At 76.1% G+C, this 24,966-nt stretch carries 23 protein-coding genes; 13 read left to right on the top strand and 10 right to left on the bottom strand.

Translation table 11 applies throughout. The features are described 5' to 3' along the window. Positions 1 to 34 precede the first annotated feature (34 nt). Positions 35 to 1,669: a heme peroxidase family protein gene (locus ACFVXN_RS04930; protein WP_389228221.1), complete on the top strand. Its 1,635-nt coding sequence runs from the start codon at positions 35 to 37 to the stop codon at positions 1,667 to 1,669. A gap of 27 nt (positions 1,670 to 1,696) precedes the next feature. Here the strand turns inward: ACFVXN_RS04930 and ACFVXN_RS04935 are convergent, their stop codons facing one another. The 3 genes from ACFVXN_RS04935 to ACFVXN_RS04945 all read right to left on the bottom strand — a co-directional run bounded on the left by ACFVXN_RS04935 (position 1,697) and on the right by ACFVXN_RS04945 (position 5,478). Continuing rightward, entirely contained in the window at positions 1,697 to 2,737 is a 1,041-nt protein-coding gene (locus ACFVXN_RS04935) for a YihY/virulence factor BrkB family protein (RefSeq protein ID WP_389228224.1), read from the bottom strand. A 141-nt stretch (positions 2,738 to 2,878) separates the two neighbouring features. Next, a complete protein-coding gene (locus ACFVXN_RS04940; protein ID WP_389228227.1) occupies positions 2,879 to 3,355 on the bottom strand; it encodes a winged helix-turn-helix domain-containing protein in 477 nt (158 codons plus the stop codon). Positions 3,356 to 3,597: 242 nt separating this feature from the next. Then, positions 3,598 to 5,478, bottom strand: coding sequence for a metallophosphoesterase (locus ACFVXN_RS04945; protein ID WP_389228230.1), 1,881 nt, complete (start codon positions 5,476 to 5,478; stop codon positions 3,598 to 3,600). 98 nt (positions 5,479 to 5,576) lie between these two features. On the opposite strand from ACFVXN_RS04945, the gene ACFVXN_RS04950 reads away from it, so the two are divergent. Together ACFVXN_RS04950 and ACFVXN_RS04955 are read left to right on the top strand one after the other, a co-directional pair. Then, positions 5,577 to 6,536, top strand: coding sequence for a cation diffusion facilitator family transporter (locus ACFVXN_RS04950; protein WP_389228233.1), 960 nt, complete (start codon positions 5,577 to 5,579; stop codon positions 6,534 to 6,536). A 328-nt stretch (positions 6,537 to 6,864) separates the two neighbouring features. Continuing rightward, positions 6,865 to 7,266: a hypothetical protein gene (locus ACFVXN_RS04955; protein WP_389228236.1), complete on the top strand. Its 402-nt coding sequence runs from the start codon at positions 6,865 to 6,867 to the stop codon at positions 7,264 to 7,266. A gap of 345 nt (positions 7,267 to 7,611) precedes the next feature. Here ACFVXN_RS04955 and ACFVXN_RS04960 read toward each other — a convergent pair whose 3' ends face one another. Then, positions 7,612 to 8,373, bottom strand: coding sequence for a fructosamine kinase family protein (locus ACFVXN_RS04960; RefSeq protein WP_389230467.1), 762 nt, complete (start codon positions 8,371 to 8,373; stop codon positions 7,612 to 7,614). A 114-nt stretch (positions 8,374 to 8,487) separates the two neighbouring features. On the opposite strand from ACFVXN_RS04960, the gene ACFVXN_RS04965 reads away from it, so the two are divergent. After that, complete coding sequence (locus ACFVXN_RS04965) at positions 8,488 to 9,441, top strand: aminoglycoside phosphotransferase family protein (RefSeq protein WP_389228239.1); 954 nt, start codon at positions 8,488 to 8,490, stop codon at positions 9,439 to 9,441. A 7-nt stretch (positions 9,442 to 9,448) separates the two neighbouring features. Here the strand turns inward: ACFVXN_RS04965 and ACFVXN_RS04970 are convergent, their stop codons facing one another. After that, positions 9,449 to 9,985, bottom strand: a complete 537-nt coding sequence (locus ACFVXN_RS04970; RefSeq protein ID WP_389228241.1) for an Lrp/AsnC family transcriptional regulator — start codon at positions 9,983 to 9,985, stop codon at positions 9,449 to 9,451. Between the two features lie 91 nt (positions 9,986 to 10,076). Here ACFVXN_RS04970 and ald point away from each other — a divergent pair, with 91 nt between their 5' ends. From ald to ACFVXN_RS04990, 4 genes are all read left to right on the top strand, one after another. Continuing rightward, the gene (gene ald / locus ACFVXN_RS04975) at positions 10,077 to 11,195 is read left to right on the top strand and encodes an alanine dehydrogenase (protein ID WP_389228244.1); all 1,119 of its coding nucleotides are present in this window, start codon (positions 10,077 to 10,079) and stop codon (positions 11,193 to 11,195) included. A 79-nt stretch (positions 11,196 to 11,274) separates the two neighbouring features. Next, complete coding sequence (locus ACFVXN_RS04980) at positions 11,275 to 11,841, top strand: GNAT family N-acetyltransferase (RefSeq protein WP_389228247.1); 567 nt, start codon at positions 11,275 to 11,277, stop codon at positions 11,839 to 11,841. Beyond that, complete coding sequence (locus tag ACFVXN_RS04985; RefSeq protein WP_389228250.1) at positions 11,838 to 13,922, top strand: M3 family metallopeptidase; 2,085 nt, start codon at positions 11,838 to 11,840, stop codon at positions 13,920 to 13,922. Before ACFVXN_RS04980 ends, ACFVXN_RS04985 begins: the two co-directional genes overlap by 4 nt. A 57-nt stretch (positions 13,923 to 13,979) precedes the next feature. After that, a complete protein-coding gene (locus ACFVXN_RS04990; protein ID WP_389228253.1) occupies positions 13,980 to 15,329 on the top strand; it encodes a M20/M25/M40 family metallo-hydrolase in 1,350 nt (449 codons plus the stop codon). Positions 15,330 to 15,368: 39 nt separating this feature from the next. On the opposite strand, the gene ACFVXN_RS04995 is transcribed toward ACFVXN_RS04990, so the two are convergent. After that, the gene (locus ACFVXN_RS04995) at positions 15,369 to 15,617 is read right to left on the bottom strand and encodes a DUF5703 family protein (protein ID WP_389228256.1); all 249 of its coding nucleotides are present in this window, start codon (positions 15,615 to 15,617) and stop codon (positions 15,369 to 15,371) included. Positions 15,618 to 15,677: 60 nt separating this feature from the next. On the opposite strand from ACFVXN_RS04995, the gene ACFVXN_RS05000 reads away from it, so the two are divergent. Further along, entirely contained in the window at positions 15,678 to 15,989 is a 312-nt protein-coding gene (locus tag ACFVXN_RS05000; protein ID WP_389228259.1) for a primosomal protein, read from the top strand. Between the two features lie 44 nt (positions 15,990 to 16,033). Here ACFVXN_RS05000 and ACFVXN_RS05005 read toward each other — a convergent pair whose 3' ends face one another. Continuing rightward, positions 16,034 to 16,996: an aldo/keto reductase gene (locus ACFVXN_RS05005; protein WP_389228262.1), complete on the bottom strand. Its 963-nt coding sequence runs from the start codon at positions 16,994 to 16,996 to the stop codon at positions 16,034 to 16,036. A gap of 137 nt (positions 16,997 to 17,133) precedes the next feature. Between ACFVXN_RS05005 and ACFVXN_RS05010 the strand changes: the two genes are divergently transcribed. Then, the gene (locus ACFVXN_RS05010) at positions 17,134 to 18,015 is read left to right on the top strand and encodes an undecaprenyl-diphosphate phosphatase (protein WP_389228265.1); all 882 of its coding nucleotides are present in this window, start codon (positions 17,134 to 17,136) and stop codon (positions 18,013 to 18,015) included. A 13-nt stretch (positions 18,016 to 18,028) separates the two neighbouring features. Here ACFVXN_RS05010 and ACFVXN_RS05015 read toward each other — a convergent pair whose 3' ends face one another. Continuing rightward, a complete protein-coding gene (locus tag ACFVXN_RS05015) occupies positions 18,029 to 19,009 on the bottom strand; it encodes a CorA family divalent cation transporter (protein WP_389228268.1) in 981 nt (326 codons plus the stop codon). Between the two features lie 114 nt (positions 19,010 to 19,123). Between ACFVXN_RS05015 and mshC the strand changes: the two genes are divergently transcribed. Beyond that, positions 19,124 to 20,383 (top strand): cysteine--1-D-myo-inosityl 2-amino-2-deoxy-alpha-D-glucopyranoside ligase, encoded by a 1,260-nt coding sequence (gene mshC, locus ACFVXN_RS05020; RefSeq protein ID WP_389228271.1) that lies wholly within the window; start codon positions 19,124 to 19,126, stop codon positions 20,381 to 20,383. 2 nt (positions 20,384 to 20,385) lie between these two features. Beyond that, on the top strand, positions 20,386 to 20,685 hold the full coding sequence (locus ACFVXN_RS05025) for a hypothetical protein (protein WP_389228274.1): 300 nt from the start codon (positions 20,386 to 20,388) through the stop codon (positions 20,683 to 20,685). 204 nt (positions 20,686 to 20,889) lie between these two features. Here ACFVXN_RS05025 and ACFVXN_RS05030 read toward each other — a convergent pair whose 3' ends face one another. Together ACFVXN_RS05030 and ACFVXN_RS05035 are read right to left on the bottom strand one after the other, a co-directional pair. After that, positions 20,890 to 22,233, bottom strand: coding sequence for a DUF4232 domain-containing protein (locus ACFVXN_RS05030; protein WP_389228276.1), 1,344 nt, complete (start codon positions 22,231 to 22,233; stop codon positions 20,890 to 20,892). Positions 22,234 to 22,319: 86 nt separating this feature from the next. Then, the gene (locus ACFVXN_RS05035) at positions 22,320 to 23,186 is read right to left on the bottom strand and encodes a PAC2 family protein (RefSeq protein WP_389228279.1); all 867 of its coding nucleotides are present in this window, start codon (positions 23,184 to 23,186) and stop codon (positions 22,320 to 22,322) included. Between the two features lie 50 nt (positions 23,187 to 23,236). On the opposite strand from ACFVXN_RS05035, the gene ACFVXN_RS05040 reads away from it, so the two are divergent. Then, positions 23,237 to 24,943, top strand: a complete 1,707-nt coding sequence (locus ACFVXN_RS05040) for a bifunctional 3'-5' exonuclease/DNA polymerase (RefSeq protein WP_389230470.1) — start codon at positions 23,237 to 23,239, stop codon at positions 24,941 to 24,943. Positions 24,944 to 24,966 lie beyond the last annotated feature (23 nt).

A 24,966-nucleotide genomic window follows, 5' to 3' on the forward strand; every position in this document is an offset into this window, starting at 1 on the left:
CCGACCGGCGAGCAGCGCACCCAGGGGGACCCCGATGAACGCCACCCAGACCGAGACCGCCACCGCCGCCGTGCACACGGGCGCGGTGATCGAGGACGTCCACCACGGGGCCGTGCTGCGGCACCACCGGCACGCCTCGGAGTTCGACTACCTGTTCGCCGGCCTGCGGCGCGACGCGGACAGCCACCTGCCCGCCGACGACCCGCCGCGCGTGATCGCCCTGCTGCGCCGGCTCGGCGGGGCGATGGCGGAGCCGGCGGCCGGCGCCGCGTCGTCCTCGTCGATCCCGGCGGTCTACACGTACTGGGGCCAGTTCATCGACCACGACCTCACCCTCGAGGACTCGGAGGACCCCCGGCTCCAGGGCCCGGCGGTCGGCGACCCCGCGATGCGCCCGGTCGCCCCGGACGTGGTGCACCGTCGGCTGGGCAACGCCCGCCACCCCTACCTCAACCTCGACTCGGTCTACGGGGACGGCCCCGCCGGCGAGGCGGCCGACTTCTACGACGGCGCCCGGATGCGGCTGGGCACCCTCGCCACCGGCGGCCCCGGCGAGGAGGTGCCCGCGGCCCGCGACCCGGAGCACCGCGACCTCCCGGGGCGCGTGCGCACCCCGCGCCCCGGCGGGTCGGACACGTTCCCCGCGCGGATCGGCGACTCGCGCAACGACGAGAACCTGGTGGTCGCGCAGCTGCACGTCGCCTACCTGCGGTTCCACAACGCGGTCGTCGACGTCCTCGCCCGCAACGAGCCCGGCCTGCCCACCGACAGGCTGCTCGCCCGGGCGCAGCGGTTCGTCCGGCACACGCACCAGTGGCTGATCGTCAACGACTACCTGCGCACCGTCACGGTGCCCGGCACCGTCGACTGGGTGCTCGCGGAGAGCACCGGGCTGTACCTGCGGCGGTTCCGCCGGTCGAAGCCCGCGGTGATGCCCCTGGAGTTCTCGGTCGCGGCGTTCCGGTTCGGCCACTCGCAGATCCGCAACAGCTACGACTACAACCGCAACTTCGGCGACCCCGGCTTCGTGGCACCGCGCGCGTCGTTGGAGCAGCTGTTCCAGTTCACCGGCCGCGGCGGGTTCATCGGCGGCGCGCCGACGCTGCCGTTCAACTGGGCGATCGAGTGGGACCGGTTCACCGACAAGGGCGACTCCGACCCCCGGCACTTCGCGCGCCCGATCGACACCCAGCTCGCGGACGACCTGTCGGTCATGCGCAACGAGCCGGCCGACCTCGCCGGGATCCAGGAGCACCTCGCCAAGCGGAACCTGCTGCGCGGCTACCTGCTGAGCATCCCGACCGGGGAGGCCGTCGCGCGCGCCGTGCTGATCCGCCCGCTCACGCAGGCCGAGCTCGAGCGCAGCACCCCGGCCGGCGTGCGCAGCGCGCTGCGCAGCCCGGAGCTGTCGGGGCGGACCCCGCTCTGGTACTACGTGCTCAAGGAGGCGGAGGTGCTCACCGGGGGCGACTCGCTGGGTCCGGTGGGCAGCCGCCTGGTCGCGGAGACGATCATCGGGCTCATCGAGCACGACCCGGACTCGTACCGGAACGCCGTCGCGCCGTGGGGCGACGCCGCGGTGCCGACGCTGGAGTCCGCGGACGGCTCCCGGGTCGAGATCGCCAGCCTGCGCGACCTGCTGCGGTTCGCGGGCGTGCTGGCGTCCTGAGCGCGGGGACGTCCTGGGTCCGCGGGCTCAGCCGTCGTGGGGCCGCGACTCCCGGAGCTCGCGGCCCCGGCGCACGTCCTCCTCGGCCTTCCTCCGCCGCTTCTCGCTCGCCCGGGTGTCCCGCGGCGGGAGCTGCAGGGTGCGTTCGGCCTCGATGCCGCCCTGCAGCTCCCGGCCGCGCTCCAGCTCGGCGTCGAGCTCTGCGCCGAACAGCAGCGCGAGGTTGGTCAGCCAGAGCCACAGCAGCAGGACGATGACGCCCGCGAGCGACCCGTAGGTGCTGTCGTAGCTGCCGAAGCTCGCGACGTAGAACCCGAACGCCGTCGAGGCGACCAGCCAGACGACGACCGCCAGCAGCGCGCCCGGGCTGGTCCAGCGGAACCGCGGCTGCCGGACGTTCGGCGTGACGTGGAACAGGATCGCGACGGCGAGCACCACCAGCAGCAGCACGACGGGCCACTTCGCGATGCTCCACACGGTGACGGCCACGTCGCTGAGCCCGACGACCGACCCGACGCGCTCGGCGACCGGCCCGGACAGCACCACCGCCACGACGACGACGACCGCGAGCACGACCAGCACCAGCGTGACCAGCAGCAGCACCGGGCGCAGCTTCCAGATCGGCCGGCCCTCGTCGACCTCGTACACCCGGTTCATGCCGCGGCTGAAGGCGGCGACGTAGCCGGACGCGGACCACAGCGCGACGACCAGCGACGTCACGAACGCGATCCCGGCACCGGGTGCGTTCGAGATGTTCTCCAGGATCGGTTGCAGCGTCTGCTCGGCGCCGTCCTGCCCGACCAGGTCCCCGCCCGTCGCCACGAGCTCGTCGACCAGCTGCCGGCCGTCGCCGACCAGCCCGAGCACGGAGACCAGGGCGAGCAGCGCGGGCGCGATCGCCAGCACGGCGTAGTAGGTGAGCGCGGCGGCGAGGTCCGTGCACTGGTCGTCCTGGAACTCGCGCACCGTGGTGCGGAGCACGTAGCGCCACGAGCGTGTCGTCAGGTCGGCGGGGGAGTCGGGCTTGCGCTCGTCGTCCGGCGCGGGCTCGGCGTGGGTCGCGGACATGGCGTCCTCCTGGGGGCGTGGCGCCCGCGCCGCCGACGGCGGCGGGGCTCGGCCCGGCGTGCGCGTCCTGCACCCGGTGCGGATCTACCCTCGCCCCGGTCGTCCCGGCCCGCCACACCTGCGGGCGGGGAGCGCGGCGGTTCAGCCGTCGACGCGCAGGCCCTCGACCGCGTTCAGCCGGTAGCCGACGCCGCGCACGGTGGTGATGAGGTCGTCCAGGCCGGACTTCGCGCGCACCCGGCGGACGTGCACGTCGACCGTCCGGGTCGCGGCGGACAGGTCCTGCGTGCGCCACGCCTGGCCGTACAGCTCGTCGCGGCTGACGACCCGGCCCGCCGACCGGGCCAGGTACGCGACCAGGTCGAACTCCTGCCGCGTCAGGTCCACGACGCCCCCGTCGACGACCAGGCGGCGGCCGGGGAGGTCCACGACGACGGAGCGGACCAGGGGCAGCGAGGCGAGCAGGGCCTCGAAGCCGCGCACGTCGCCGTGCGGCTGCGGCGTCGGCAGCGCGGGGGCCACGGTCCGGGCAGGGTGCCGCAGGGCGGCGCCGGCGGTGCGGTCGACCGGGCGGTCGGCGGCGCGGCGGGCGGGTGCGGCGGAGGTCAGGACGGTCATGACGGTGCTCCTCGGGCGTCCGCCGCGCCCGGTGGGCGGCGGCGGGGCGGGACTCGGGTCCCGCGCGGGTGGCTGACGGCTGGGGTGAGCGGTCAGGCCCGACAGAGCGGACGCGCGCAAGCGAGCCGCGAGGTGCGGCACGTGGGGAGCGCGGTGGTCATGGCGGGAGCATGGCACGGCCGGCGGGGACGAGGCACGGCCCGGGGCCGGTCGTCTCATCCCGCGGACGCGTGTGTCCCGGGTCAGCCGCCGGGCGTCTCCGTGATGTCCGGGGCGGGGGTGCCGGCACCGGGGTCGTCGGCGTCGGCCTCGGGGTCGGGGTCCGGCACGGGCACCGGCCACGCCTGCGGGTCGCGGACCGTCGCGGACGCGTCGGTGCCGATCTCGACGAGCTGCCAGTCGACGATGCGGCGGGTGGTCGGGTCCCAGCGCAGCAGCGTCATCTCGGCGGTGCCCTTGAGCGGGCCGATCCGCGGCTCGTTCTCCTGCGCACCCGCGGTGGACGACGAGATGTACCGGATGCCCTGGCCGATCTGCTCCGGGTCCGTGCGGGTGTGCATGTGCCCGGACAGCAGCGCGGGCACGCAGCCGTCGGCGAGCATGTTCGGCGCGGCGCGCGGGTTGTGGAACATCACCACGTCCACGCCGTCGGGGTCCGAGCACGCGACGTCCGCCAGGCGCGTGCCCACCGCGGAGTAGGACTCCTCCTGGGTCTGCGTCTGGATCAGGCGGGTGGCCTTGGGGTCGTGGTCGCCGAGCAGGCGCATCCCGTGGACGTCGATCACCGAGCCGTCCAGCACGACCGCACCGGCCCGGGCGTACTGCGCGGTGGTCTCGGCGGAGTCGTGGTTGCCCGGCGCGGTGATGAGGTCGACGCCGTCGGGGATCGCGCGCGCGAACGTGCTGACGCAGTACTGCTCGACGGAGGTCCCGTTCATCGTGGTGTCGCCCGCGTCCAGCACGGCGGCCGCCCCGGACATCGTCGCCAGCGAGGCGATCAGCGGGGCCATGCCGACGTTGCAGTGCAGGTCGGAGATGAGCAGGAACGTCACGGGCTCGTCGGCCTCGTCGCGGGTCGGGCTCGCCGAGGCGCTGGGCGAGTCGCTCGGGGACGCGTCGGCGGTCGGCTCCTGCGTGCCGGGCTCCTGCGTGCCGGGCTCCTGCGGGTCCGTCCCCGGTGCGCCGCCGTCGGTCGGCGACGCGGTGGGCGCGGCGGCGGCCTCGGCCTCGACGGCGGGGCGGCGGTCCTCCCAGTCGGCCCAGGCGGCGACCAGGGACTCGTCGGCCTGGTCGTAGAACTCCTCGTTCTCCCGGAACGCCTGCACGACGAGCCCGCCGTAGGTGTCGACGATCCCGCCCAGCCGGCCCGTCACCCGCGCGCCCTCGAGCGGGGTGCCGTCGAACACGGCGGACGACGGCGCCGACACCACCCGGGCCCGGGCGCGGCCGTGCTCGCTCGCGGTGACGAGCGTGCCGACCAGCGCGACGGCGACGCCGCCCGCGACGAGCTGCCGCGCGTGCGGCCGAACCCGCGCGCCGAGCTCGTGGCGCCGTGCGGCACCGAGCAGCCCGCGCACGGTGAACCAGACCACGAGCAGCACCGCGAGCGTGACCACCGCACGCAGCGCCGCGTCCGCGACGAGCGCGCGGGCGGCGTCCTCGATCGTCGCCTGCGGGCCGGTGAAGAACTGCAGGTAGGAGTTGAGGTCCCCGGTCAGCGCCTGGAGCGTGTCGACGCCGTGCAGCGCGTCGACGTCGGCCGGGATCTCCTCGACCGTCACCCGCGCCCCCAGCCACAGCGGCAGCGGCGAGTCGATCTGCAGCGTCCCGATGGGCCCGAGGTCGACGGTCACGGTCGCGTCGGTCGTGACGTCGTACCGGGCCTCGTGCGGCCCGAAGCTCAGCTGGGCCGACGCGGTCGTCACCCCGGTGACCACCGCGACCAGCACCGCGAGGGTGCCGAGCAGCACCGTGCGCGCACGCGGCCGACGCGGCCGCACCCGTCGCAGCGGCGCGCCCACCGCACGGAGCCACCGGGGCGCGGTGCGGGGTCCGCTCGTGGGCTCGGCGCCCGTGGGCCCGGCGTCCGTGGGGTCAGGGGTGGTGGGGTGCTCGTCGGACATCGCCGTCGAGCCTAGACGCGCCGCCCCGGGCCGCGCGCGGGGAGGCGACGCCGGTGGCTGCCCGCGCGCCGCCCGGCCACGCGTGCTACTCCGGTCCCATGACGTCACCCGCCGCGGACCGGAGCACCGAGCCGCACGCCGAGAGCACGCTCACCGTCGTCGTCGCCCTCGCGGCCAACGGCCTGATCGCGGCGGCCAAGACCGTCGCCGCGGTGCTGACCGGTGCGGCCTCCATGCTGGCGGAGGCCGCGCACTCCTGGGCGGACACCGGCAACGAGGTGTTCCTGCTGGTCGCGCAGCGCCGCGCCGACCGGCCCGCCGACCGGACGCACCCGCTCGGCTACGGCCGCGAGGTCTACGTGTGGTCGATGTTCGCGGCGATCGGCCTGTTCGCGGTCGGCGCCGGGGTGTCCGTCACGCACGGTATCCAGGAGCTCGTCCACCCGGAGCCCGCCGGCTCGTTCGGCGTCGCCTACGCCGTGCTCGGGCTGGCGTTCGTGCTCGAGGGCGTGTCGTTCCTGCAGGCGTGGCGTCAGGCGCGGGCGGGGGCGGCCCGGCGCGACCAGGACGTCTGGGCGCACGTCCTGGCGACCTCCGACCCGACCGTGCGCGCGGTGTTCTTCGAGGACGCCGCGGCGCTCGTGGGCGTCGTGATCGCCGCCGGGGGCATCGCGGCGCACCAGGTGACCGGCTCGCCGGTGCCGGACGCGGTGGGGTCGATCCTGGTCGGCGTGCTGCTGGGCGTGGTGGCGGTGGTGCTGATCGACCGCAACCGGCGGTTCCTGGTCGGGGAGGTCGCGGACCCTGCGATCGACCGCGCGGCGGTCCGGGCCCTGCTCGCGCTGCCCCAGGTCGCCCGGGTGACGCAGATCCGGCTCGAGGTCGTCGGGGCGCGCCGGCTGTTCCTGACCGGTGCGGTCGACCTCGCGGGCAACCTCGCGGAGGACGAGGCGTCCCACGTCCTCGCGGCCGTCGAGCGGGAGGTCGCCGCCGTCCCCGGGATCGTCGGGGTGCTGCTGTCCCTGTCGGAGCCGCAGGAGCCCGCGCTGCCGGGATGACCGCGCCCGCACCGGCGGCCGTACCGGCACCCGACGGCGTCCGCGGCGGTCCGCGGAGGGTGAAACCGCGCGCAGCCGGGCGGTCCTGCAGCCCAGGGCGTCACGAACGGGCGAAATGTGGACGAAATCTGTCGGTCGACAGGCGTAGTCTTGACCGCGAGGGCGTGCCGTCCCGCCGGGGACTCCCGGGCGGCCGCTCGACAGACGTGAAGACCGGTCCTGCGTTGACGCGCAGCGCGGTGCAGAACCTGTCGCCGCGCCCTCCGCGGAGCCCGGCGATCCCGGGCCCGCGTCCGAGGAAGCACGCAACAAGCCCAGGAGGGCCTCGATGAACATGTCCACCGCCCGAGTCGGACGTCCGGTCACGCGCACCCTGAGCGTGGCTGCCGCCGCCGTCGCGACGGTCGCCCTGCTCGCCGCCTGCGCCAGCGGCACCACGGCGGGCTCGTCCAGCCCGTCGGGCAGCCTCTCCGCGTCGGACGAGGCCTCGGCCTCGGTCGCCGCCCAGGTCACCGTGATCGACCAGACCAACCTGCTCCTCGCCACCGCGCAGGAGACGCTCGAGGCGCGCGACCTCGAGGTGCTCGTCGCCGACGCGTCCGGCCAGGGCCGGACCATCGACGACCCGACCCAGTGGGTCGTCGTCACCCAGGAGCCGCTGGCCGGTCAGGTCGACCGCGGCACCGAGGTCACCCTCACGGTCCGCATGACCACGGACCCGATCTCCTGATCCGGGAATAACAGCTGGCGCCACGGTGCTGTACCGGGCGAGACTGAGGTCTCACGGTCCGCGCGGTGGTGCAGCACCCGCCGCGGGAGGACCGTCCCGGACGCGGAGCACGCGCCTCTTGTGAGAGGTGGACGGACGCGGGCCGGGTGGCTCGTCACCGACGGTCCTCAACGAGGCCGGGACGGTTCAGGCCGCGCGTGAGAAGGACAAGCGGGCGCGGTGGACGGTGGCGTGAAGATGCTGCACCTGGCGCCGACGGCCCCGGGGTCGACCAGCGGGCGAGAACCCGCGGGTCCCCCGGGGCCGTCGTGTTCCCCGGGGTCCACAGCCTGCCCGGGAACCGCGTCAGGACAGGACGTCGACCAGCAGGCGGTGCAGCTGCGCCACGTACCCGCCGCCGAACAGCACGGCGTGCATGCCCACCGGGTAGACCTGGTGCAGGGCGACCCGGTGCCGCCGACCGTGCCGCAACGGGTGCACCTCCTGGTAGCCGGCGAGCACGTCGTCCAGGTGGGGGAGGCCGAACAGCGCGAGCATCGCCAGGTCGCTCTCCCGGTGCCCGCCGTGCGCGGCCGGGTCGATCAGCACAGCGCCGTCGGCCGTCCACAGGACGTTGCCCGACCACAGGTCGCCGTGCACCCGGGCGGGCGGCTCGTCGTCGTCCAGGTCGCCCCGGCGGAGCACCGTGGCCAGGCGGTCGAGCAGCTCGAGGTCGCGGGCACCCAGCACCCCGCGTCGCTCGGCTGCCCGGGCCAGGGGGTCGATCCGGCAGTCCGCGAGGAACGCGCCCCAGCGGTCGTGGTCGCCGGCGGGCATCGGCAGCGGCTGGTCGAGCGGCCCGAAGAACCCGTCGCCCGACCAGCCGTCGGGCGGGCTGCCGAAGCGGTCGGCCCCGGCGTCGTGCGTCACGGCCAGGCCCCGGCCCAGCGCGCGGGCGTGCGCGCGGCTCGGCGCCGTCTCGGCGAGCAGGTCCAGGTCGAGGTGGTCGGGTCCGACCCCGCGCACTCCGACCACGGGGGCGCCGCCCGGCACCCGCAGCCACGCCAGGCCCGCGGCCTCGCACGCGAAGAACCCCGCCGGGGCACCGCGGCGGTGCTTGCGGAACACACCGGCGGGCGGCGGGCCGTCCGCGTCGACGCCGCCCGTGCGCTCGGTGCTGCCCGTGCCGCCCGCGCCCGTCCCGTCCCTCACCCGGCCCACCCGTCTCGCTAGCCTGGCGTCGTGCCCCCGACGCCGTCCGTCCCGGCCATGGTGCCCCTGCCCGCGGCGCTGCGCGACGGCGCCGCCCGCACGCCCGAGGGAGCCGCGTGGGTCGCGCGGCTGCCCGGGCTCGTCGCGCGGGCGGTCGACCGGTGGTCGCTGGTGCCCGGCGAGCCGTTCGCGTCCGGTTCGGCCTCGTGGTGCGCCCCGGCGCGCGACGCCGACCGCCGGGACCGGGTGCTGAAGATCGCGTTCCCGCACGACGAGGCCCGGCACGAGGCCGCGGTGCTGCGGGCCTGGGCCGGTCGCGGCGCCGTCGCGCTGCTGGACGCGGACGCCGGCGACTGGGCGCTGCTGCTCGACCGGGTCCGCCCGGGGACGCCGATGCGCGCGGTCCGCAGCCCCGTGCCCCGCCGGCTCGCCGCCGCGGCGGACGTGCTGCGCGACCTGCACGCGGCCCCGGTGCCGGGCGGGGTGCCGGCGCTGCACGAGGTCACCGCGGCCTGGGGGGACCTGCTCGAGGAACGGGCCGGACGTGCGGCGCGTGCCGGCGTGCCGCTCGACCCGGGGCGCCTCCGCGCGGCGCTGGACGTCCTGCGTGCCCCGGCCGTCGCCCGTCCCGTCCTGCTGCACGGCGACCTGAACCCCGGCAACCTGCTGCTCGGGACCGACGGCTGGGTCGCGATCGACCCGAAGGCGGCCGTCGGCGACCCCGCCGCGGACCCGTGGCCGCTCCTGGAGCAGGTCGGCGCGCCCCGGCGGACCCCGGACCCGGTGCGGACGCTGCGGGACCGGCTGCGGCTGGTCGCGGACCGGGCGGCGCTCGACCCGGTGGCGGTCGCGGGGTGGTCGCTCGCGCGCGGCACCGAGGTCGCGCTGTGGGCGTGGCAGCACGGCGCGAGCCCGGCGGCGACGCGGCGGCGGCTGCGCGACGCGGGGGACTGGGCGTGCGTCCGAGACGGGCTCGCGGGCTGACGGGGCCTCAGCCGCCGACCGAGCCCCGCAGGTGGTCGAACACCAGGCTGGTCTCGGTGGACGCGACGTCGGGGCGGTCGCTGAGCCGCTCGACGACGAACCGGCGCAGCTCGTCGCTGTCGCGCACCGCGACGTGCAGCAGGAAGTCGTCCGCCCCGGCCAGGAAGTAGACGTCCAGCACCTCCGGCCGGGCGGCGACCGACCGCGCGAACGGCTCCAGCGTCGCCCGCGACCCCGCCGCCATCCGCACGGCGATCATCGCCCGCAGTCCCCGGCCGAGCGCCTCGGGGTCCACGTCGGCGTGGAACCCGCGGATCACGCCGGCGCGGCGCAGGGCGCGCACCCGGGCGAGGCACGTCGACGGGGCGATGCCGGCGGCGGCGGCCAGGGCGTTGTTCGCCATCCGCCCGTCCTCCTGGAGCAGGCGCACCAGCTGTCGGTCGACCGCGTCGAGCGGCGTCCGAAGATCGTTCGGCGGTGTGACCGACGTCGCAGTGCCGGTCGCAGGATGTTCGGTCACGAGGGCAGCGTAACGAAGCGACACACGCCGACACCCCGCCGAAACACCGGGAAGTTCACGCTGGACCCCCGAGGCGCCGCCGAGCCGGCGCCGCCCGCGAGCCGAGGAGCCCGACATGAGGATCTCGATCCCCACCGAGGTGAAGAACCACGAGTACCGCGTCGCGATCACCCCCGCGGGGGTGCACCAGCTGGTCGGCGCCGGGCACGAGGTCCTGGTGCAGGCCGGTGCCGGCACCGGGTCCGCGATCACCGACGAGCAGTACGCGGCCGCGGGCGCCCGGGTGCTGCCCACCGCGGCGGAGGTCTGGGCCGCGGCGGACCTGGTCTGCAAGGTCAAGGAGCCCGTCCCGTCCGAGTACGGGTACCTGCGCGACGACCTGGTGCTGTTCACCTACCTGCACCTGGCCGCCGACCGCCCGCAGACCGAGGCGCTGCTCGCGTCGGGCGTCACCGCCGTCGCCTACGAGACCGTGCAGCTCGCGGACGGCAGCCTGCCGCTGCTCGCCCCGATGAGCGAGGTCGCCGGGCGGCTCGCCGCGCAGGTCGGCGCCTACCACCTGATGCGCAGCGCCGGCGGGTCGGGGCGGCTGCTCGGCGGCGTCCCCGGCGTCGCACCCGCGCGCGTCGTCGTGATCGGCGGCGGGGTCGCGGGGCAGCACGCCGCCGAGGTCGCGCTCGGGATGCGCGCCGACGTCACCGTGCTCGACCTGTCCGTGCCGCGCCTGCGGGAGCTCGACACCGCGTTCGGCGGCCGGGTGCGCACGCTCGCGTCCTCCGCGTACGCGGTCCAGGAGGCCGTCGCCGACGCGGACCTGGTCGTCGGGGCCGTCCTGGTGCCGGGCGCGCGCGCGCCGAAGCTGGTCACCGACGCGATGGTCGCGACGATGCGTCCCGGGTCCGTGCTCGTGGACGTCGCGGTGGACCAGGGCGGCTGCTTCGAGTCGACCCGCCCGACCACGCACGCCGACCCGACCTTCGCCGTGCACGACGCGGTGTTCTACTGCGTCGCGAACATGCCCGGCGCGGTGCCCGTCACGTCGACGCACGCGCTCACGAACGCGACGCTGCCGTACCTGACGGCGCTGGCCGGGCACGGGTGGCGCGGGGCGCTCGCCGCGGACGCGGCCCTCGCCCGCGGGCTCGCCACCCACGCCGGGACGCTGCTGCACGCGGGCGTCGGCGCCGCGCACGGGCTGCCCGTGGGCGACCCCGACGCGGTGCTGGCCGGCTGAGCCCGCCGGGGGTGCGGACGAGCAGGTGGGGCCCGGAAAGCCGGGGACACCGGCCCGGCGGGTCTGGCACGGTGGACCGATGCAGACCTTCGAGCTGACCGACGGCGTCGTGCTGCTGCGCGCCCCCGGCGCCCAGGACGTCGACCGCGTCACCGCGCTGTGCCAGGACCCCGCCATCCAGGAGTGGACCACCGTGCCGAGCCCGTACGTCCGGGCGGACGCCGAGGGGTTCCTCACCGGCATGGTGCGCGGCGGCTGGGAGGACGGCAGCCAGCTCAACTGGGCCGTCCGCACGGTGGGTGACGACGTCCTCGTGGGCATGGTCGGCATCGCGTCGCGCGACGACGGGGCGTGGGAGCTCGGCTACTGGCTGGCGCCCGAGGCGCGCGGACGGGGGCTGATGTCCCGCGCCGTGGCGCTGGTCGTCGCCGCCGCGTCGGACCGGCTCTGCGTCGGACGGCTGACCTGGCGCGCGTTCGTCGGCAACGAGCCCTCGCGGCGCGTCGCCGAGCGCGCGGGGTTCCGGGTCGCCGTCGAGGTCACGCCCGCGGACCACCGGGGGACCCCGCGCGACGAGTGGACCGGCGTGCTGGACCTGCCGGTCCGTCCCGGCATGTCGGTGGCGTCGGAGATGATGGGCCGATGACCTCCTCCCTCGACGCGGGCAACCCGTTCGCCGCACCGTCCGCCCTGCCCTACGGCCTGCCCGACTTCACGCGCGTCACCGAGGCGCACTACCGGCCCGCGCTGCTGGCGGGCATGGCCGAGCAGCGTGCGGAGGTCGAGGCGATCGCCGCGGACCCGGAGCCCGCGACGGTCGCGAACACACTCGACGCCCTCGAGCGGTCCGGCCGGCTGCTGCACCGCGCCGCCACCGTGTTCTTCAACCAGTCGTCGTCGGACTCCACCCCGGGCCTGGAGGCCCTGGAGGAGGAGGTCGCGCCGCTGCTCGCCGCGCACCACGACGCCATCTACCTCGACCGGCGGCTGTTCGCCCGGGTCGAGGCGCTGCACGTCGCGGCCGAGGCGGGCGACCTCGTCCTCGAGCCCGACACCGCGTGGCTGCTGCACCGCCAGCACACCGCGTTCGTCCGCGCCGGCGTGCGCCTCGACGACGCCGCCCAGGACCGGCTGCGCGAGCTGAACGCCGAGATCACCCGCCTCGAGACCGTGTTCGGTCGCTTGCTGCTCGCCGAGACGAACGACTCCGCGGTGCTCGTCACCGACGCCGCCGAGCTCGACGGCCTGCCCGAGGACGCCCGCGCCGCCGCCGCCGAGGCCGCGAGCCGCCGCGGCCACGCGGGTGCGTGGCTGATCGACCTCGTCCTGCCCACGCAGCAGCCCGCGCTGTCCTCGCTGCGCGACCGCGGGCTGCGCGAGCGCCTGCACACCGCGTCCGTGCGGCGCGGCGGCCGGGGCGGCGCGCACGACACCCGCGCCACCCTGCTCGCGCTCGCCCGGCTGCGCGCCGAGCGCGCCCAGCTGCTCGGCTACCCGCACCACGCCGCGTACGTCGCGCAGGACGCGACCGCGAAGACCCCCGAGGCCGTCGCCGAGATGCTGGCCCGGCTCGCGCCCGCCGCCGTGGCGAACGCCCGCGCCGAGGCCGCCGACCTCGAGGCCGCGCTGCGCCGCGACGTCCCGGGCGCGACCCTCGAGGCCTGGGACTGGGCCTACTACGCCGAGCAGGTCAAGAAGGAGCGCCGCTCCCTCGACGACGCCCTGCTGCGGCCCTACCTCGAGCTGGACCGGGTGCTGCGCGACGGCGTGTTCCGTGCCGCCGGCGAGCTCTACGGCCTCACGTTCACCGAGCGCGCGGACCTGGTGGGCTACCACCCCGACGTGCGGGTGTTCGAGGTGCTCGACGCCGACGGCACCGGGCTCGGGCTGTTCCTCGGCGACTTCTGGACGCGCGACTCCAAGCGCGGCGGCGCCTGGATGAACAACCTCGTCGACCAGTCCACGATGCTCGGCGAGGCCCCGGTCGTGGTGAACAACCTCAACATCCCGAAGCCGCCGGCGGGGGAGCCCACCCTGCTCACCTGGGACGAGGTCATCACCCTGTTCCACGAGTTCGGCCACGCGCTGCACGGACTGTTCTCCGCCGTGCGGTACCCGTCGCAGTCCGGCACCGAGGTGCCCCGCGACTTCGTCGAGTACCCCTCGCAGGTCAACGAGATGTGGGCGTGGGACCCGGCGGTGCTGCGGTCGTACGCGGTGCACCACCGCACGGGCGAGCCGATGCCCGCCGAGTGGGTCGAGACCATGCTCGCCGCCCGTCAGGACGGCGAGGGCTTCGCCACCACCGAGTACCTCGGCGCCGCGCTGCTCGACCAGGCCTGGTACCGGCTCGCGCCGCAGGACGTGCCCACCGACGTCGAGCAGGTCGAGGCCTTCGAGGCCGCGGCGCTCGAGGCCGCGGGCGTGGCGTTCGCCCCGGTGCCGCCGCGGTACCGGACGACGTACTTCAACCACGTGTTCGGCGGCGGCTACTCGGCCGGGTACTACTCGTACATCTGGTCCGAGGTGCTGGACGCGGACACCGTGACCTGGTTCGAGGAGAACGGCGGCCTGTCCCGCGCGAACGGCGACGCGTTCCGGGCCCGGCTGCTGTCCCGCGGCGGCTCGGTGGACCCGATGGACGCGTTCCGCGACCTGCGCGGCCGCGACCCGGAGATCGCCCCGCTGCTGGCCCGCCGCGGGCTCACGGGCGGCACCGCGTCCTGACCGGACCGGCGTCACCGGGGGCGTCCGACCCCCGGTGACGCCGGTACGGTGGAGCGCATGACCTCCGCACCCACCAGCCCGTCCGCCGACCCGCACGACACCTCGGCGGCCGAGAACGAGGTCGTCCGGCTCGCGCAGGAGCTCATCCGGATCGACACCTCGAACTACGGCGACGGCTCCGGGCCGGGGGAGCGCGCCGCGGCCGAGCACGTCGCCGCGCTGCTGCACGAGGTCGGCCTGGAGCCCGAGCTCATCGAGTCCGCGCCGGGCCGCGCGAACGTCGTCGTCCGGCTGGAGGGCACCGACCGCAGCCGCCCCGCTCTGGTGCTGCACGGCCACACCGACGTCGTGCCCGCCGAGGCGAAGGACTGGAAGGTCGACCCCTTCGCCGGCGAGGAGTTCGACGGCATGGTCTGGGGCCGCGGCGCGGTCGACATGAAGGGCATGGACGCGATGATCCTGGCGGTCGTCCGCCAGATGGTCCGCGAGGGCCGCAAGCCCGCCCGGGACGTCGTCGTCGCCATGTTCGCGGACGAGGAGGCCGGCGGGAAGTTCGGCGCCCGGCACCTGGTGGACGAGCGGCCCGACCTGTTCGAGGGCGCCACCGAGGCCGTGTCCGAGGTCGGCGGCTTCTCCGTGGACGTGAACGGGCGGCGCGCGTACCTGCTGCAGACCGCCGAGAAGGGCATCGCCTGGCTCCGGCTGATCGCCGACGGCACCGCCGGGCACGGGTCCGCGGTCAACGCGGACAACGCCGTCACCGAGCTCGCCGGCGCGGTCGCGCGGATCGGCGCGTACCAGTGGGACACCCGGCTCACCCCGACGGTCCTCGCGCTGCTGGAGGGCGTCGCGGACCTGACCTGCCTGCCCCTCGACGTCGACGACCCGCTGGCCATCGACCGGCTGATCGGCGCGCTCGGCCCGGCCCGGCGGTTCGTCGGCTCGTCCATCCGCACGCTCGCGAACCCGACGCAGCTGCACGCGGGCTACAAGACCAACGTCATCCCCGGGCGCGCGACCGCGACCGTCGACGTCCGCCCCCTGCCTGGCGACCACGAGGCCGTGCTCGCGAAGGTCCGCGAGCTCGCCGGCCCGAACGTGCGCGTCGAGCCGGAGCACCTGGACATCGGCCTCGAGGTGCCCGCGACCGGCGCGCTCGTCGACACGATGACCGACGTGCTCCGGGCGCAGGACCCCGAGGCCCTGGTGCTGCCCTACATGCTCTCGGCGGGCACCGACAACAAGTCGCTCGCCCGGCTCGGCATCGCCGGCTACGGGTTCGCGCCGCTGCGCCTGCCCGCGGACCTCGACTTCACCGCGCTGTTCCACGGCGTCGACGAGCGCGTGCCCGCCGACTCGCTGCGGTTCGGCGTGCGGGTGCTCGACGGGCTGCTGCGGGAGGCCTGACCAGGTCGGCCGCGCGGGGCAGCAGCCCGCCGTGGCCCGTCAGGCGCCGAGGTCGTTCAGGGTGGAGCGCACCCGGATGATCCGGCGGCGCAGCCACACCTTCCGCTCGCCGCCCGTGTAGAGCAGCGTGCGGGCGAGCTCCCACCGGCCGTACTCGGCCTGGTCGGTGAGCAGCCGGCGGGCGTCGTGCCGGCTCGTGCTCCGGGGGATCGTGAGGACGCGGTACTCGTACTCCCGCACCCCGCTGGGGGTGCCGCGGTGCCCTGCGTCGAGGTCGCTGCGTGCCATGCCACCGCCTTCCGGTCGATCGTGGTGCCATTGTGCCTGGTGCGGCGCTACGGTCATCGCATGGCAATCGACCCGCGCGCGGCCCTGGACCGCTTCATCGCCGCTCTCGAGGCGCACTTCTCCGCCGTGGCCTCCGGCCGCGAGGACGACCCGGCCGTCGACGACGCGTACGACGTGCTCGCCGACGCGTTCGAGGTGTACGACGAGTCCCTCGTGGCCGTGCACGGCGAGGCGACGCCGTTCTACCTCGCGGACGAGGAGGACGACGACGAGCACGACGACGAGGACGACGCCCACGACGACGACGAGTACGACGCGGACGAGCTGGCCGAGGGGTCGTTCGACGACGAGGACGACGCCCCCCGCGCCTGAGCGGGCGGTGCCCGGCCCTCGGCGGTGCGCGCCGGCCGTCGGGGTCAGCGGCGCTCGGGGTAGCCGAGCTCCGGCGCGCTGACCTCGTCGAGCGCGCGCACGATCTCCGGCGGCAGCTCGACCTCCTCGGAGGCCAGCGAGTCGCGCAGCTGCGCGGGGGTGCGCGCCCCGACGATCGCGGAGGCGACCTGGGTGCGGCCCCGCAGCCACGCGAGCGCGACCTCGAGCGGCGCCCGGTCCAGGCCCTTCGCGGCGATCACCACGGCCTCGACCACGGCGGCCGCCACCGAGCCGAGGTACGGCTCGACGAACCCGGCGAGGTGCGGGGACGCCGCCCGCGAGTCGGCGGGGACGGTCCGGCGGTACTTGCCGGTGAGCACGCCGCGGCCCAGGGGCGACCAGGCGAGCACGCCGACGCCGAGGTCCTCCGCGGCGGGCAGCACCTCGCGCTCGATGCCGCGCTGCAGCAGCGAGTACTCCGCCTCCACGGCGGTCAGCCCCGGGTCCTCGCCGAGCAGCGTCGCCGCGCGCGCGACCTGCCAGCCGGCGTGGTTCGACAGGCCCACGTACCGGGCGCGACCCGAGTCGACGGCGCGACGCAGCGCGGTGACCGTCTCCGCCAGGGGCGTGCGGGGGTCGGGCGTCTGCACCAGCCAGAGGTCCACGTGGTCGGTGCCCAGCCGGCGCAGCGACGCGTCGAGGGTGTCCAGCAGCGCCCCGCGGGAGGCGTCGACCACCCCGCCGGCCGGGGTGCGCCGCACGCCCGCCTTGGTGCACAGCACGACCTCGTCGCGCGGAACGACGCGGCCCAGCAGCGAGCCCAGCAGCTCCTCGGCGCCGCCGTCCGCGTACGACGCCGACGTGTCGACGAGCGTGCCGCCCGCGTCGGCGAAGTCGCGCAGCTGCTCCGCGGCGTCGTGCTCGTCGGTGTCCCTGCTCCAGGTCAGCGTCCCGAGTCCGAGGTGGGAGACCCGCAGGCCGGTCCGTCCGAGCTGGCGCGTGTGCATGCAGCGAGGGTATCGCCGGTGCCGGGTGACGGTCGCAGGCGTCCGGCGCCCCCGCTGCCTGCCGGGCAGGTGCAGCCGCTAGGGTGGCGCCTCGTGGCAGCGCGCGCGAACCTCCCGTCCGAGATCGGCACCCGAGCATGAACGTCCTCGAGGCGATCGTCCTCGGCCTGGTGCAGGGGCTCACCGAGTTCCTGCCCGTGTCGTCGAGCGCCCACCTGCGGATCGTCGGCGAGCTGATCGGCTCCGGCGACCCCGGCGCGGCGTTCACCGCGATCACCCAGATCGGCACCGAGACCGCGGTGCTGCTCTACTTCCGGCGGGACATCGCGCGGATCTGCGTGCACTGGTGGCGCGCGGTCCGCGGCGACCTCGGCACCGACTGGCGGTCCCGGACGGGCGCCCCGGTCGGCGGCGAGCGGGACCCCGACGCGCAGATGGCGTGGTTCATCGCGCTCGGCTCGGTGCCGATCGTCGTGCTCGGCCTGCTGTTCCAGGACGCGATCGAGCAGCCGTTCCGCAACCTCTGGCTGATCGTGCTCACCCTCGCCGGCTTCGCGCTCGTGCTCGACTGGGCCGACCGGCGCGGCCGCAAGGAGCGCGTGCTCACCGAGCTCACCCCGCGGCACGCCGTGCTCTTCGGGCTCGCGCAGGCGATGGCCCTGATCCCGGGCGTCTCGCGCTCCGGGGGCACCATCACCGCCGGCCTGCTGATGGGCTACACCCGCGAGGCCGCGGCGCGGTACTCGTTCCTGCTGGCGATCCCCGCCGTGCTCGGCTCGGGCGTCTACCAGGCGGCCAAGAGCGTGGGCACGTTCGGCGAGGCCGGGACCCCCGCCGTCGGCGTGACGCTCGTCGCGACCCTGGTGGCGTTCGTCGTCGGGTACGTCGTGATCATCGGGTTCCTGAAGATCGTCTCGACGTACTCGTACCGGCCGTTCGTGCTCTACCGGATCGGCCTGGCCGTGGTCGTCGCGCTGCTGCTCGTCGTCGGCGTGCTGCACCCGCTCGCCGGGGCGTGAGCCGCGCGGGTCGTCAGAGCCAGCGGGAGCGCCGGAACAGCCGGTAGAGCGTCCCGGCGGCCGCGCCCATGAGCACCAGCGCCGCGGGGTAGCCCAGCAGCCAGTGCAGCTCGGGCATGTGGTCGAAGTTCATCCCGTAGATCCCGGCGACCAGCGTCGGCACGGCGATGATCGCCGCCCACGCGGAGATCTTGCGCATGTCCTCGTTCTGCTGCACCGAGACGCGCGACAGGTGCACCGCGAGCATGTCGCCCAGCAGGGAGTCGTGGGAGTCGAGGTGCCGGTCGACCTTGCTCAGCGCCGTGTCGAGGCGGCGCATCCAGCGCATCGTGCGGGTCTCCCGCTCGCTGTCCTCCTGCTCCGCGACGAGCTCGGGGAACGCCGCCAGCAGCGGCACCAGGCCGCGGCGCGCCTCCGCGATCTCGCGCTTGAGGTCGTAGACCACCTCGGCGGGGTCGGCGACGTCGGGGGTGAACACCACCCGCTCCACGTCCGCGACCGCCTCCCCGATGCCCTGCTCGACGACGCCCGCGCGGTGCACGAGGGCGGCAAGCGTGGCCGCGAACACGTGGCTGCCGCGGTCGGGCGGCAGGTGGTCGGCGTCCTGCAGGTGCTCCAGCACCTCGTCGAGGAGGCGCGCGTCGCCCTCCTCGGCGGTGATGGTCACCTCGTCGACCACCAGGGTCGCCCACGTGCCCGTGCGCACGTCCCGGGTGGTGTCGTCGTAGACGAGCGTGGAGCTGACCAGGTACTTGCCGCCGCCCGGCAGCCGGCGCAGCTGCGGGTGCCGGGGGTCGTCGCCGACGCCGCCCGTCGTCGCGCGCCGCACGGCCGACTCCGGGACGCCCGCCTGCCGGGCGGCGTCCGCCAGCAGGTCCACCGAGTCGACGTGCACCCACGCGGCCGGCGGCTCGGGGGCCGCCAGCAGCGGGAGCACCCCGTCCGGGTCGATGGCCGTCCAGCCGTCCCCGCCCTGCACCCATGCGCTCTCCACGGCACGCATTCTCGCCGGGCCGGGCCCGCCGGACCCCCGCGGCGCGCCGCGGTGTGCGGGACACCACCCGGGCGCCGCGCTCATGCGGGCCGCGCGGCCACTACGCTCGACGTCGTGCTCACCTGGCCCGCCCCGCAGATCCCGCAGCTCCCCGGCCAGGGAGGACCGGTGCGCGTCCGCGACACCTCGACGGGCGAGCTGGTCGTCGCCGCCCCCGGTCCCGACGCCACCCTCTACGTCTGCGGCATCACGCCGTACGACGCGACCCACCTGGGGCACGCCGCGACGTACGTGGCGTTCGACCTGCTCGTGCGGGCGTGGCTCGACGAGGGCAAGCGCGTGCGGTACGCCTCGAACGTGACGGACGTCGACGACCCGCTGCTCGAGCGCGCCGAGGCGACCGGCGTCGACTGGCGCGAGCTCGCCGCCGACCAGACCGCGCTGTACCTCGAGGACATGACCGCGCTCGGCGTCGTGCCGCCCGACGTCTACACCGGTGCCGTCGAGTCCGTGCCCGACGTCGTCGCTGCCGTGCGGGCGATGGTCGCGTCCGGCACCGCGTACGTCGTCGGCGCGCCGGACGCGCACGGCCAGGGGGCCGCGGACGTGTACGCCGACGTGTCCGCCGACCCGGCGTTCGGCGAGGTCGCCCGGCTGGACCGGGACGCGATGCTCGCGCTGTTCGGCGAGCGCGGCGGCGACCCCGCCCGGCCCGGCAAGCGGGACCCGCTCGACCCGCTGCTCTGGCGGTCCGCGCGACCGGGCGAGCCCTCGTGGGACGGCGGCGACCTCGGCCACGGCCGGCCGGGCTGGCACATCGAGTGCGCGGTCATCGCCCGGGACGGCATCGGCCTGCCGTTCGACGTGCAGGGCGGCGGCTCCGACCTGCGGTTCCCGCACCACGAGATGAGCACCTCGCACGCCCGCCTGCTCGACGCCGGTCACGGGGCGCGCAGCCACGTGCACACCGGCATGGTGGGGCTGCACGGCGAGAAGATGAGCAAGTCGCTCGGCAACCTCGTGCTCGTCTCCCGGCTGCGTGCCGACGGCGTCGACGCGATGGCCGTGCGGCTGGCGATCCTCGACCACCACTACGCCACCGACTGGGAGTGGACCGACGACGTGCTCCGCGCCGGCCGGGCCCGCCTGGAGCGGTGGCGCGCGTCCGTGTCCGGCAACGGCGGGCCCGCCGCGGACGCGACCCTCGCCGAGGTGCGGGCGGCCCTCGCGGACGACCTGGACGCACCGCGCGCGCTGCGGGCCGTCGACGCCTGGGCGGACGCGTCGCTCGCCGGGGACGCCACCGAGGTGCACGAAGGCGCACCCGGCGTGATCGCGCGCACCGTGAACGCGCTGCTCGGCGTCCGGCTCTAGCCGTGCCCGACCGGGCGGAGGTCGTCTGCCTCTGCGGGTCGCTGCGGTTCGCCGCGGAGCTGCGTGCCGCCGCGCACGAGCTGACGGCCGCGGGCGCCGTCGTGCTCGCGCCGAGCGAGGTGGCCGGGCCGCTCGACGCGCAGCAGCGGGCGGCTCTCGGCCGGCAGCACCTGCGCAGGATCGACCGGGCCGACCGGGTGCTCGTCGTCAACCCCGGCGGGTACGTCGGCGAGTCCATGCGCGGGGAGATCGCGTACGCGCGGGCCCACGGGAAGCCGGTGTCGTTCACCGACCCCGGGTGACCGGGTCGACGCGCGCGAGGGACGCCGGGTCGGGGTCGGCGCTACCGTGGACCGCGGGTGGCCGACCTGACGGTGAGGCCACGACTCGGGTCGGGTCGCTGCCTCGGTGGGGGCCCGAGAAGGTCAGGAAGCAGACCCCGGTCTGGCGCCACCCTCCGACGACCCCGTGCGGTGGGGGCGTCGATCCGTCGACCGGGTCACGGGCTACGGCTGGGCGTCCGACCAGCCCGCGCCCGGCTCCCAGGCGCCGATCTCCACCGCCGCGCCCGCGAGGACGTCCAGCCCGCCCTCGCGGGTGTCGAGCGTGACCGGGTCGGCGCCCGGGACGGCGGTGACCAGCAGCGCGACGGTGACGTCCGGGTCCTGCGACGTCGACATCGCCCGCCAGGTCAGCTCCGCGTGCACCACCCCACCCGGCGGCACGACGACGCGCGCCGGGGCGGGCGTCCCGCTCGGGGTGCCGGTCTCGACGTCGGGGACCGGCGTGCCCGACGCACGGCGGAACGCCACCTCGGGCCGCCCCTCGACGGCGCACGCGGTGCCGGTGACGTTGGTCGCGGTCAGCAGCAGGTACCGCCGGCCGAGCGCGGCGTCGTCGCCGGCGTTCGCCACGTCGAGGGCGTCGCCCCGGCACGACGGCGCCGTGGGGTCGCCTGCCGAGGGGGGTGCGGAGGGGTCCGGCGCGGGGGTCGTCGGGTCCTCGGGACGTCCGACCACGACACCGTGCTCCCGGAACGACGACGCGACCACGGCGTGCACGACGCCCGCGTCGGCCGGCCAGGGGGTCGCCGCGAGGGCGGCCGCGAGGAGCTCGACGGTGTCGTCGCCCTGCACCTGCACGCGCAACCACGCCTCGCCGGTGCCCTGGTCGCCCAGGAACTGCGAGGTCACGCCGGGTCGGCCGTCCACGTCGGCCACGAGCGCGGCGACCCGGGCATCCAGGACGCGGGGGTCGGCGGCGCTGCTGAACCGCTGGTCCGCGGTCGACAGCAGCACCGAGGTCGTGCGGAGGGTCGCGGTCGCGCGGGCCAGGGCCGGCAGGTCCGCCGCGGTCGCGGTGGTCGCGCTCACGGCGTCCGGGGTCACCTGCACCCCCGTCACCCCGGCGACCGCCGCGAGGTCGGTCACGACCCGCGTGCGGACGACGTCGCCGGTGCCGGTGCCGGTGAGCTGCACGGCCAGGGCCGGGACGTCGGCCACCGCGTCCTGCCACACGCGGCCCGTCAGGCGCGTCGCCCCGGCGAGCTCGTCGGCGACCGCGTCGGCGACCTCGGCGAAGGTCGAGGCGTCCGGGGTGGAGGTGCGCACCGCGAGCTCGTTCCACGGGCGCGCGGCGGGGTCGTCCGACATCGCCTCGTCCGACGTCGCCTCGACCGGCCCGAGGTCGTCCGTCACCTCCACGACGCCGTCCAGCGCCGCGACCGCCGCGGCGACGCGCGCCACGTCGTCGCGGTGCGGGTCGGACGGCGTCGCGGTGCACGCGGCGAGCGCGAGGGCGAGGGTCAGGACCAGGCCGGCGACCCGGGCCGTCGCGGAGCGGGTGGGCATGCCCGTGACGCTAGCCAGCGACGACGGTCGCCGTGCCCGGTCCGCGCGCCCTCCCGGCGATCCGCACAGGACCGCCACAGGTCGGGTCAGCCGCCGATGCCCTTGTCCCGGCGGCGCAGGTAGCGCTCGAACTCCTGGGCGATCGCCTCGCCGCTCGCCTCGGGCAGCTCGGCGGTGTCCTTGGCCTCCTCGAGCTGGTGGACGTACTCGGCGATCTCGGAGTCCTCGGCGGCGAGCTCGTCGACGCCGTCCTGCCACGCCGCCGCGTCCTCGGGCAGGTCGCCCATCGGGATCGGCTCCCCGGTCAGGGCCTCGATCCGGTGCAGCAGGGCGAGCGTGGCCTTCGGCGACGGCGGGTGCGCGACGTAGTGCGGGACGGCGGCCCACAGCGAGACCGTGCGCATGCCGCGCGCAGCGGCCTCGTGCTGGAGCACGCCGACGATGCCCGTCGGGCCCTCGTAGGAGTTCGCCTCGACGTCGAGCGCCGCGCGCACGTCGGCGTCCTCGCTGGTCGCCGTCACCGGGATGGGCCGGGTGTGCGGCACGTCCGCGAGCAGGGCGCCGAGCGTGATGACGGTGCGCGCCCGGAGTCCCTCGGCGATGTCCAGCAGCTCGCCGCTGTACCGGCGCCAGCGCATCGACGGCTCGATGCCGTGCACGAGCACGACCTTCCGGCCCGTGCGGGGTGCGGTCGCGACGGCCACGGCGGTCGTCGGCCAGGTGATCTCGCGCCGGCCGTCCGCGCCCGCGCCGATGACCGGGCGGTTCACCTGGAAGTCGTGGTACTCCTCCGGGTCGAGCTCGTCGACCTGCTCGGCGCCCCAGACCTCGTGCAGGTGCTCGAGCGCCTGGCTCGCCGCGGACCCGGCGTCGTTCCAGCCCTCGAACGCCGCGAGCAGGATCGTCTCCTGCTCGGGGAGGCCCGGGGGTGGTGTGCTCGCCTGCTCGGTCATCGGCCCAGCGTAGGACGTGCGGGGCCGGGGTGTCGGACCCGGCTGGGATGATGGCCCGCGTGCCGCTGGTCCTCGTCGCCGCCGACCCGGACCGACCGGGTGGCGCGGTGCTGCGCGCCGTCGCGGACGTCGCGGCCGCCGAGGCGGGGGAGGTCGGCCCGCCGGTGCGCGTCGCGGGCGTCGACCTGCCCGCCGCGGTGGCCGAGCGGGAGGTCGACCGGCCCCGCTGGGTCTGGGACGACACCGCACGCTGGTACCCCGACCTGCTCGCCGCCGGGGTGCGGGTGGAACGCGCGCACGACCTGCGGCTGTGCCACACGATCCTGCGCCGCAGCACCCGGTCCGCGGGCAGCGGCGTGGCCCGGGGACCCGCGGGACCGTGGGACCGCGCACCCGAGGGCGTCGAGGGCGGGCCGCACGAGCCGGACGTGCCGAGCCTGTTCGACGACCTGCCGGGTGCCGCGACCGCACCGGCCGACGTCCCGGACGTGCCGGCCGAGCTGCGCCGCCAGCTGCGGGCGCTGACCGAGGCGGGCGACGACGGGCGGCTCCGGCTGCTGCTCGCGGCGGAGTCGACCGGCGCGCTGATCGCCGCGGAGATGCGGCACGACGGGATGCCGTTCCGGCCCGACCTGCACGACGCCCTGCTCACCGGTCTGATGGGGCCGCGCCCGCGCGGCAGCGAGCGGCCCGAGCGGCTCGCCGACCTCGCCGCCCAGGTCGCCGCCGCGCTGGACCGGCCGACGCTCAACCCCGACTCCCAGCCCGAGCTGCTGCGCGCGCTGCGGGCCGCCGGGCTCGACGTCGCCTCGACCCGCACCGCCGAGATCCGCGCGCTCGACCACCCCGTGCGGGAGCCGCTGCTCGCGTACAAGAAGCTCGCGCGGCTGCTGTCCGCGAACGGCTGGGCGTGGCTCGACCGCTGGGTGCACGAGGGGCGCTTCCGGCCCGACTACGTGCCCGGCGGCGTCGTCACCGGTCGGTGGGCGAGCAGCGGCGGCGGCGCGCTGCAGCTGCCCGCGGTGATCCGGGACGCCGTCCGCGCCGACCCGGGCTGGCGGCTCGTCGTCGCGGACGCCGCGCAGCTGGAGCCGCGGGTGCTCGCCGCGATGTCCGGGGACGGGGCGATGGCGGCGGCGGGCCAGCAGGCCGACCTGTACGCGGGGGTCGTCGCGGCCGGCATCGTGGCCGACCGGCAGCAGGCGAAGTACGCGATGCTCGGCGCGATCTACGGCGCCACGACCGGGGCGAGCGCGGTGCTGATGCCGCAGCTCGCGCGCGCCTACCCGCGGGCCGTCGCGCTGGTCGAGGAGGCCGCCCGCGCCGGGGAGCGCGGCGAGCAGGTGACCACCTGGCTCGGGCGGTCCTCGCCGCTGCCGAGCGCGGCCTGGCTGGCCGAGCGGCAGGCGGCCTCGGCCGAGGGCGCTGCGCCCGAGGACGCGCGCGAGGCCCGCCGCCGCTCGCGGGACTGGGGGCGGTTCACCCGGAACTTCGTGGTGCAGGGCACGGCCGCGGAGTGGGCGCTGTGCTGGATGGCGGTGCTGCGGCGCCGGCTGCTGGCGATCCCGGGGCGGCCGCACCTGGTGTTCTTCCTGCACGACGAGGTGATGGTGCACGCGCCGTCGTCGGTCGCGGACGAGGTCGCGGTGGCGGTGCGGGAGTCGGCCGTCGAGGCGGGGCGGCTGCTGTTCGGGGCGACGCCGGTGGAGTTCGCGCTCGACGTGTCGGTGGTGGACAGCTACGCCGACGCCGTGTGACGATCGCGGGTAGGTAGACAGGT

This window comes from Cellulomonas sp. NPDC058312, assembly GCF_042880135.1.
Lineage (GTDB): Bacteria > Actinomycetota > Actinomycetes > Actinomycetales > Cellulomonadaceae > Cellulomonas.

Excerpts from the sequence above, each read along its gene's own strand:
- ACFVXN_RS04930 (WP_389228221.1), top strand. The coding sequence starts at position 35 with ATGAACGCCACCCAGACCGAGACCGCCACCGCCGCCGTGCACACGGGC.
- ACFVXN_RS04935 (WP_389228224.1), bottom strand. The coding sequence starts at position 2,737 with ATGTCCGCGACCCACGCCGAGCCCGCGCCGGACGACGAGCGCAAGCCC.
- ACFVXN_RS04940 (WP_389228227.1), bottom strand. The coding sequence starts at position 3,355 with ATGACCGTCCTGACCTCCGCCGCACCCGCCCGCCGCGCCGCCGACCGC.
- ACFVXN_RS04945 (WP_389228230.1), bottom strand. The coding sequence starts at position 5,478 with ATGTCCGACGAGCACCCCACCACCCCTGACCCCACGGACGCCGGGCCC.
- ACFVXN_RS04950 (WP_389228233.1), top strand. The coding sequence starts at position 5,577 with ATGACGTCACCCGCCGCGGACCGGAGCACCGAGCCGCACGCCGAGAGC.
- ACFVXN_RS04955 (WP_389228236.1), top strand. The coding sequence starts at position 6,865 with ATGAACATGTCCACCGCCCGAGTCGGACGTCCGGTCACGCGCACCCTG.
- ald (WP_389228244.1), top strand. The coding sequence starts at position 10,077 with ATGAGGATCTCGATCCCCACCGAGGTGAAGAACCACGAGTACCGCGTC.
- ACFVXN_RS04980 (WP_389228247.1), top strand. The coding sequence starts at position 11,275 with ATGCAGACCTTCGAGCTGACCGACGGCGTCGTGCTGCTGCGCGCCCCC.
- ACFVXN_RS04985 (WP_389228250.1), top strand. The coding sequence starts at position 11,838 with ATGACCTCCTCCCTCGACGCGGGCAACCCGTTCGCCGCACCGTCCGCC.
- ACFVXN_RS04990 (WP_389228253.1), top strand. The coding sequence starts at position 13,980 with ATGACCTCCGCACCCACCAGCCCGTCCGCCGACCCGCACGACACCTCG.
- ACFVXN_RS04995 (WP_389228256.1), bottom strand. The coding sequence starts at position 15,617 with ATGGCACGCAGCGACCTCGACGCAGGGCACCGCGGCACCCCCAGCGGG.
- ACFVXN_RS05000 (WP_389228259.1), top strand. The coding sequence starts at position 15,678 with ATGGCAATCGACCCGCGCGCGGCCCTGGACCGCTTCATCGCCGCTCTC.
- ACFVXN_RS05005 (WP_389228262.1), bottom strand. The coding sequence starts at position 16,996 with ATGCACACGCGCCAGCTCGGACGGACCGGCCTGCGGGTCTCCCACCTC.
- ACFVXN_RS05010 (WP_389228265.1), top strand. The coding sequence starts at position 17,134 with ATGAACGTCCTCGAGGCGATCGTCCTCGGCCTGGTGCAGGGGCTCACC.
- ACFVXN_RS05030 (WP_389228276.1), bottom strand. The coding sequence starts at position 22,233 with ATGCCCACCCGCTCCGCGACGGCCCGGGTCGCCGGCCTGGTCCTGACC.
- ACFVXN_RS05035 (WP_389228279.1), bottom strand. The coding sequence starts at position 23,186 with ATGACCGAGCAGGCGAGCACACCACCCCCGGGCCTCCCCGAGCAGGAG.
- ACFVXN_RS05040 (WP_389230470.1), top strand. The coding sequence starts at position 23,237 with ATGGCCCGCGTGCCGCTGGTCCTCGTCGCCGCCGACCCGGACCGACCG.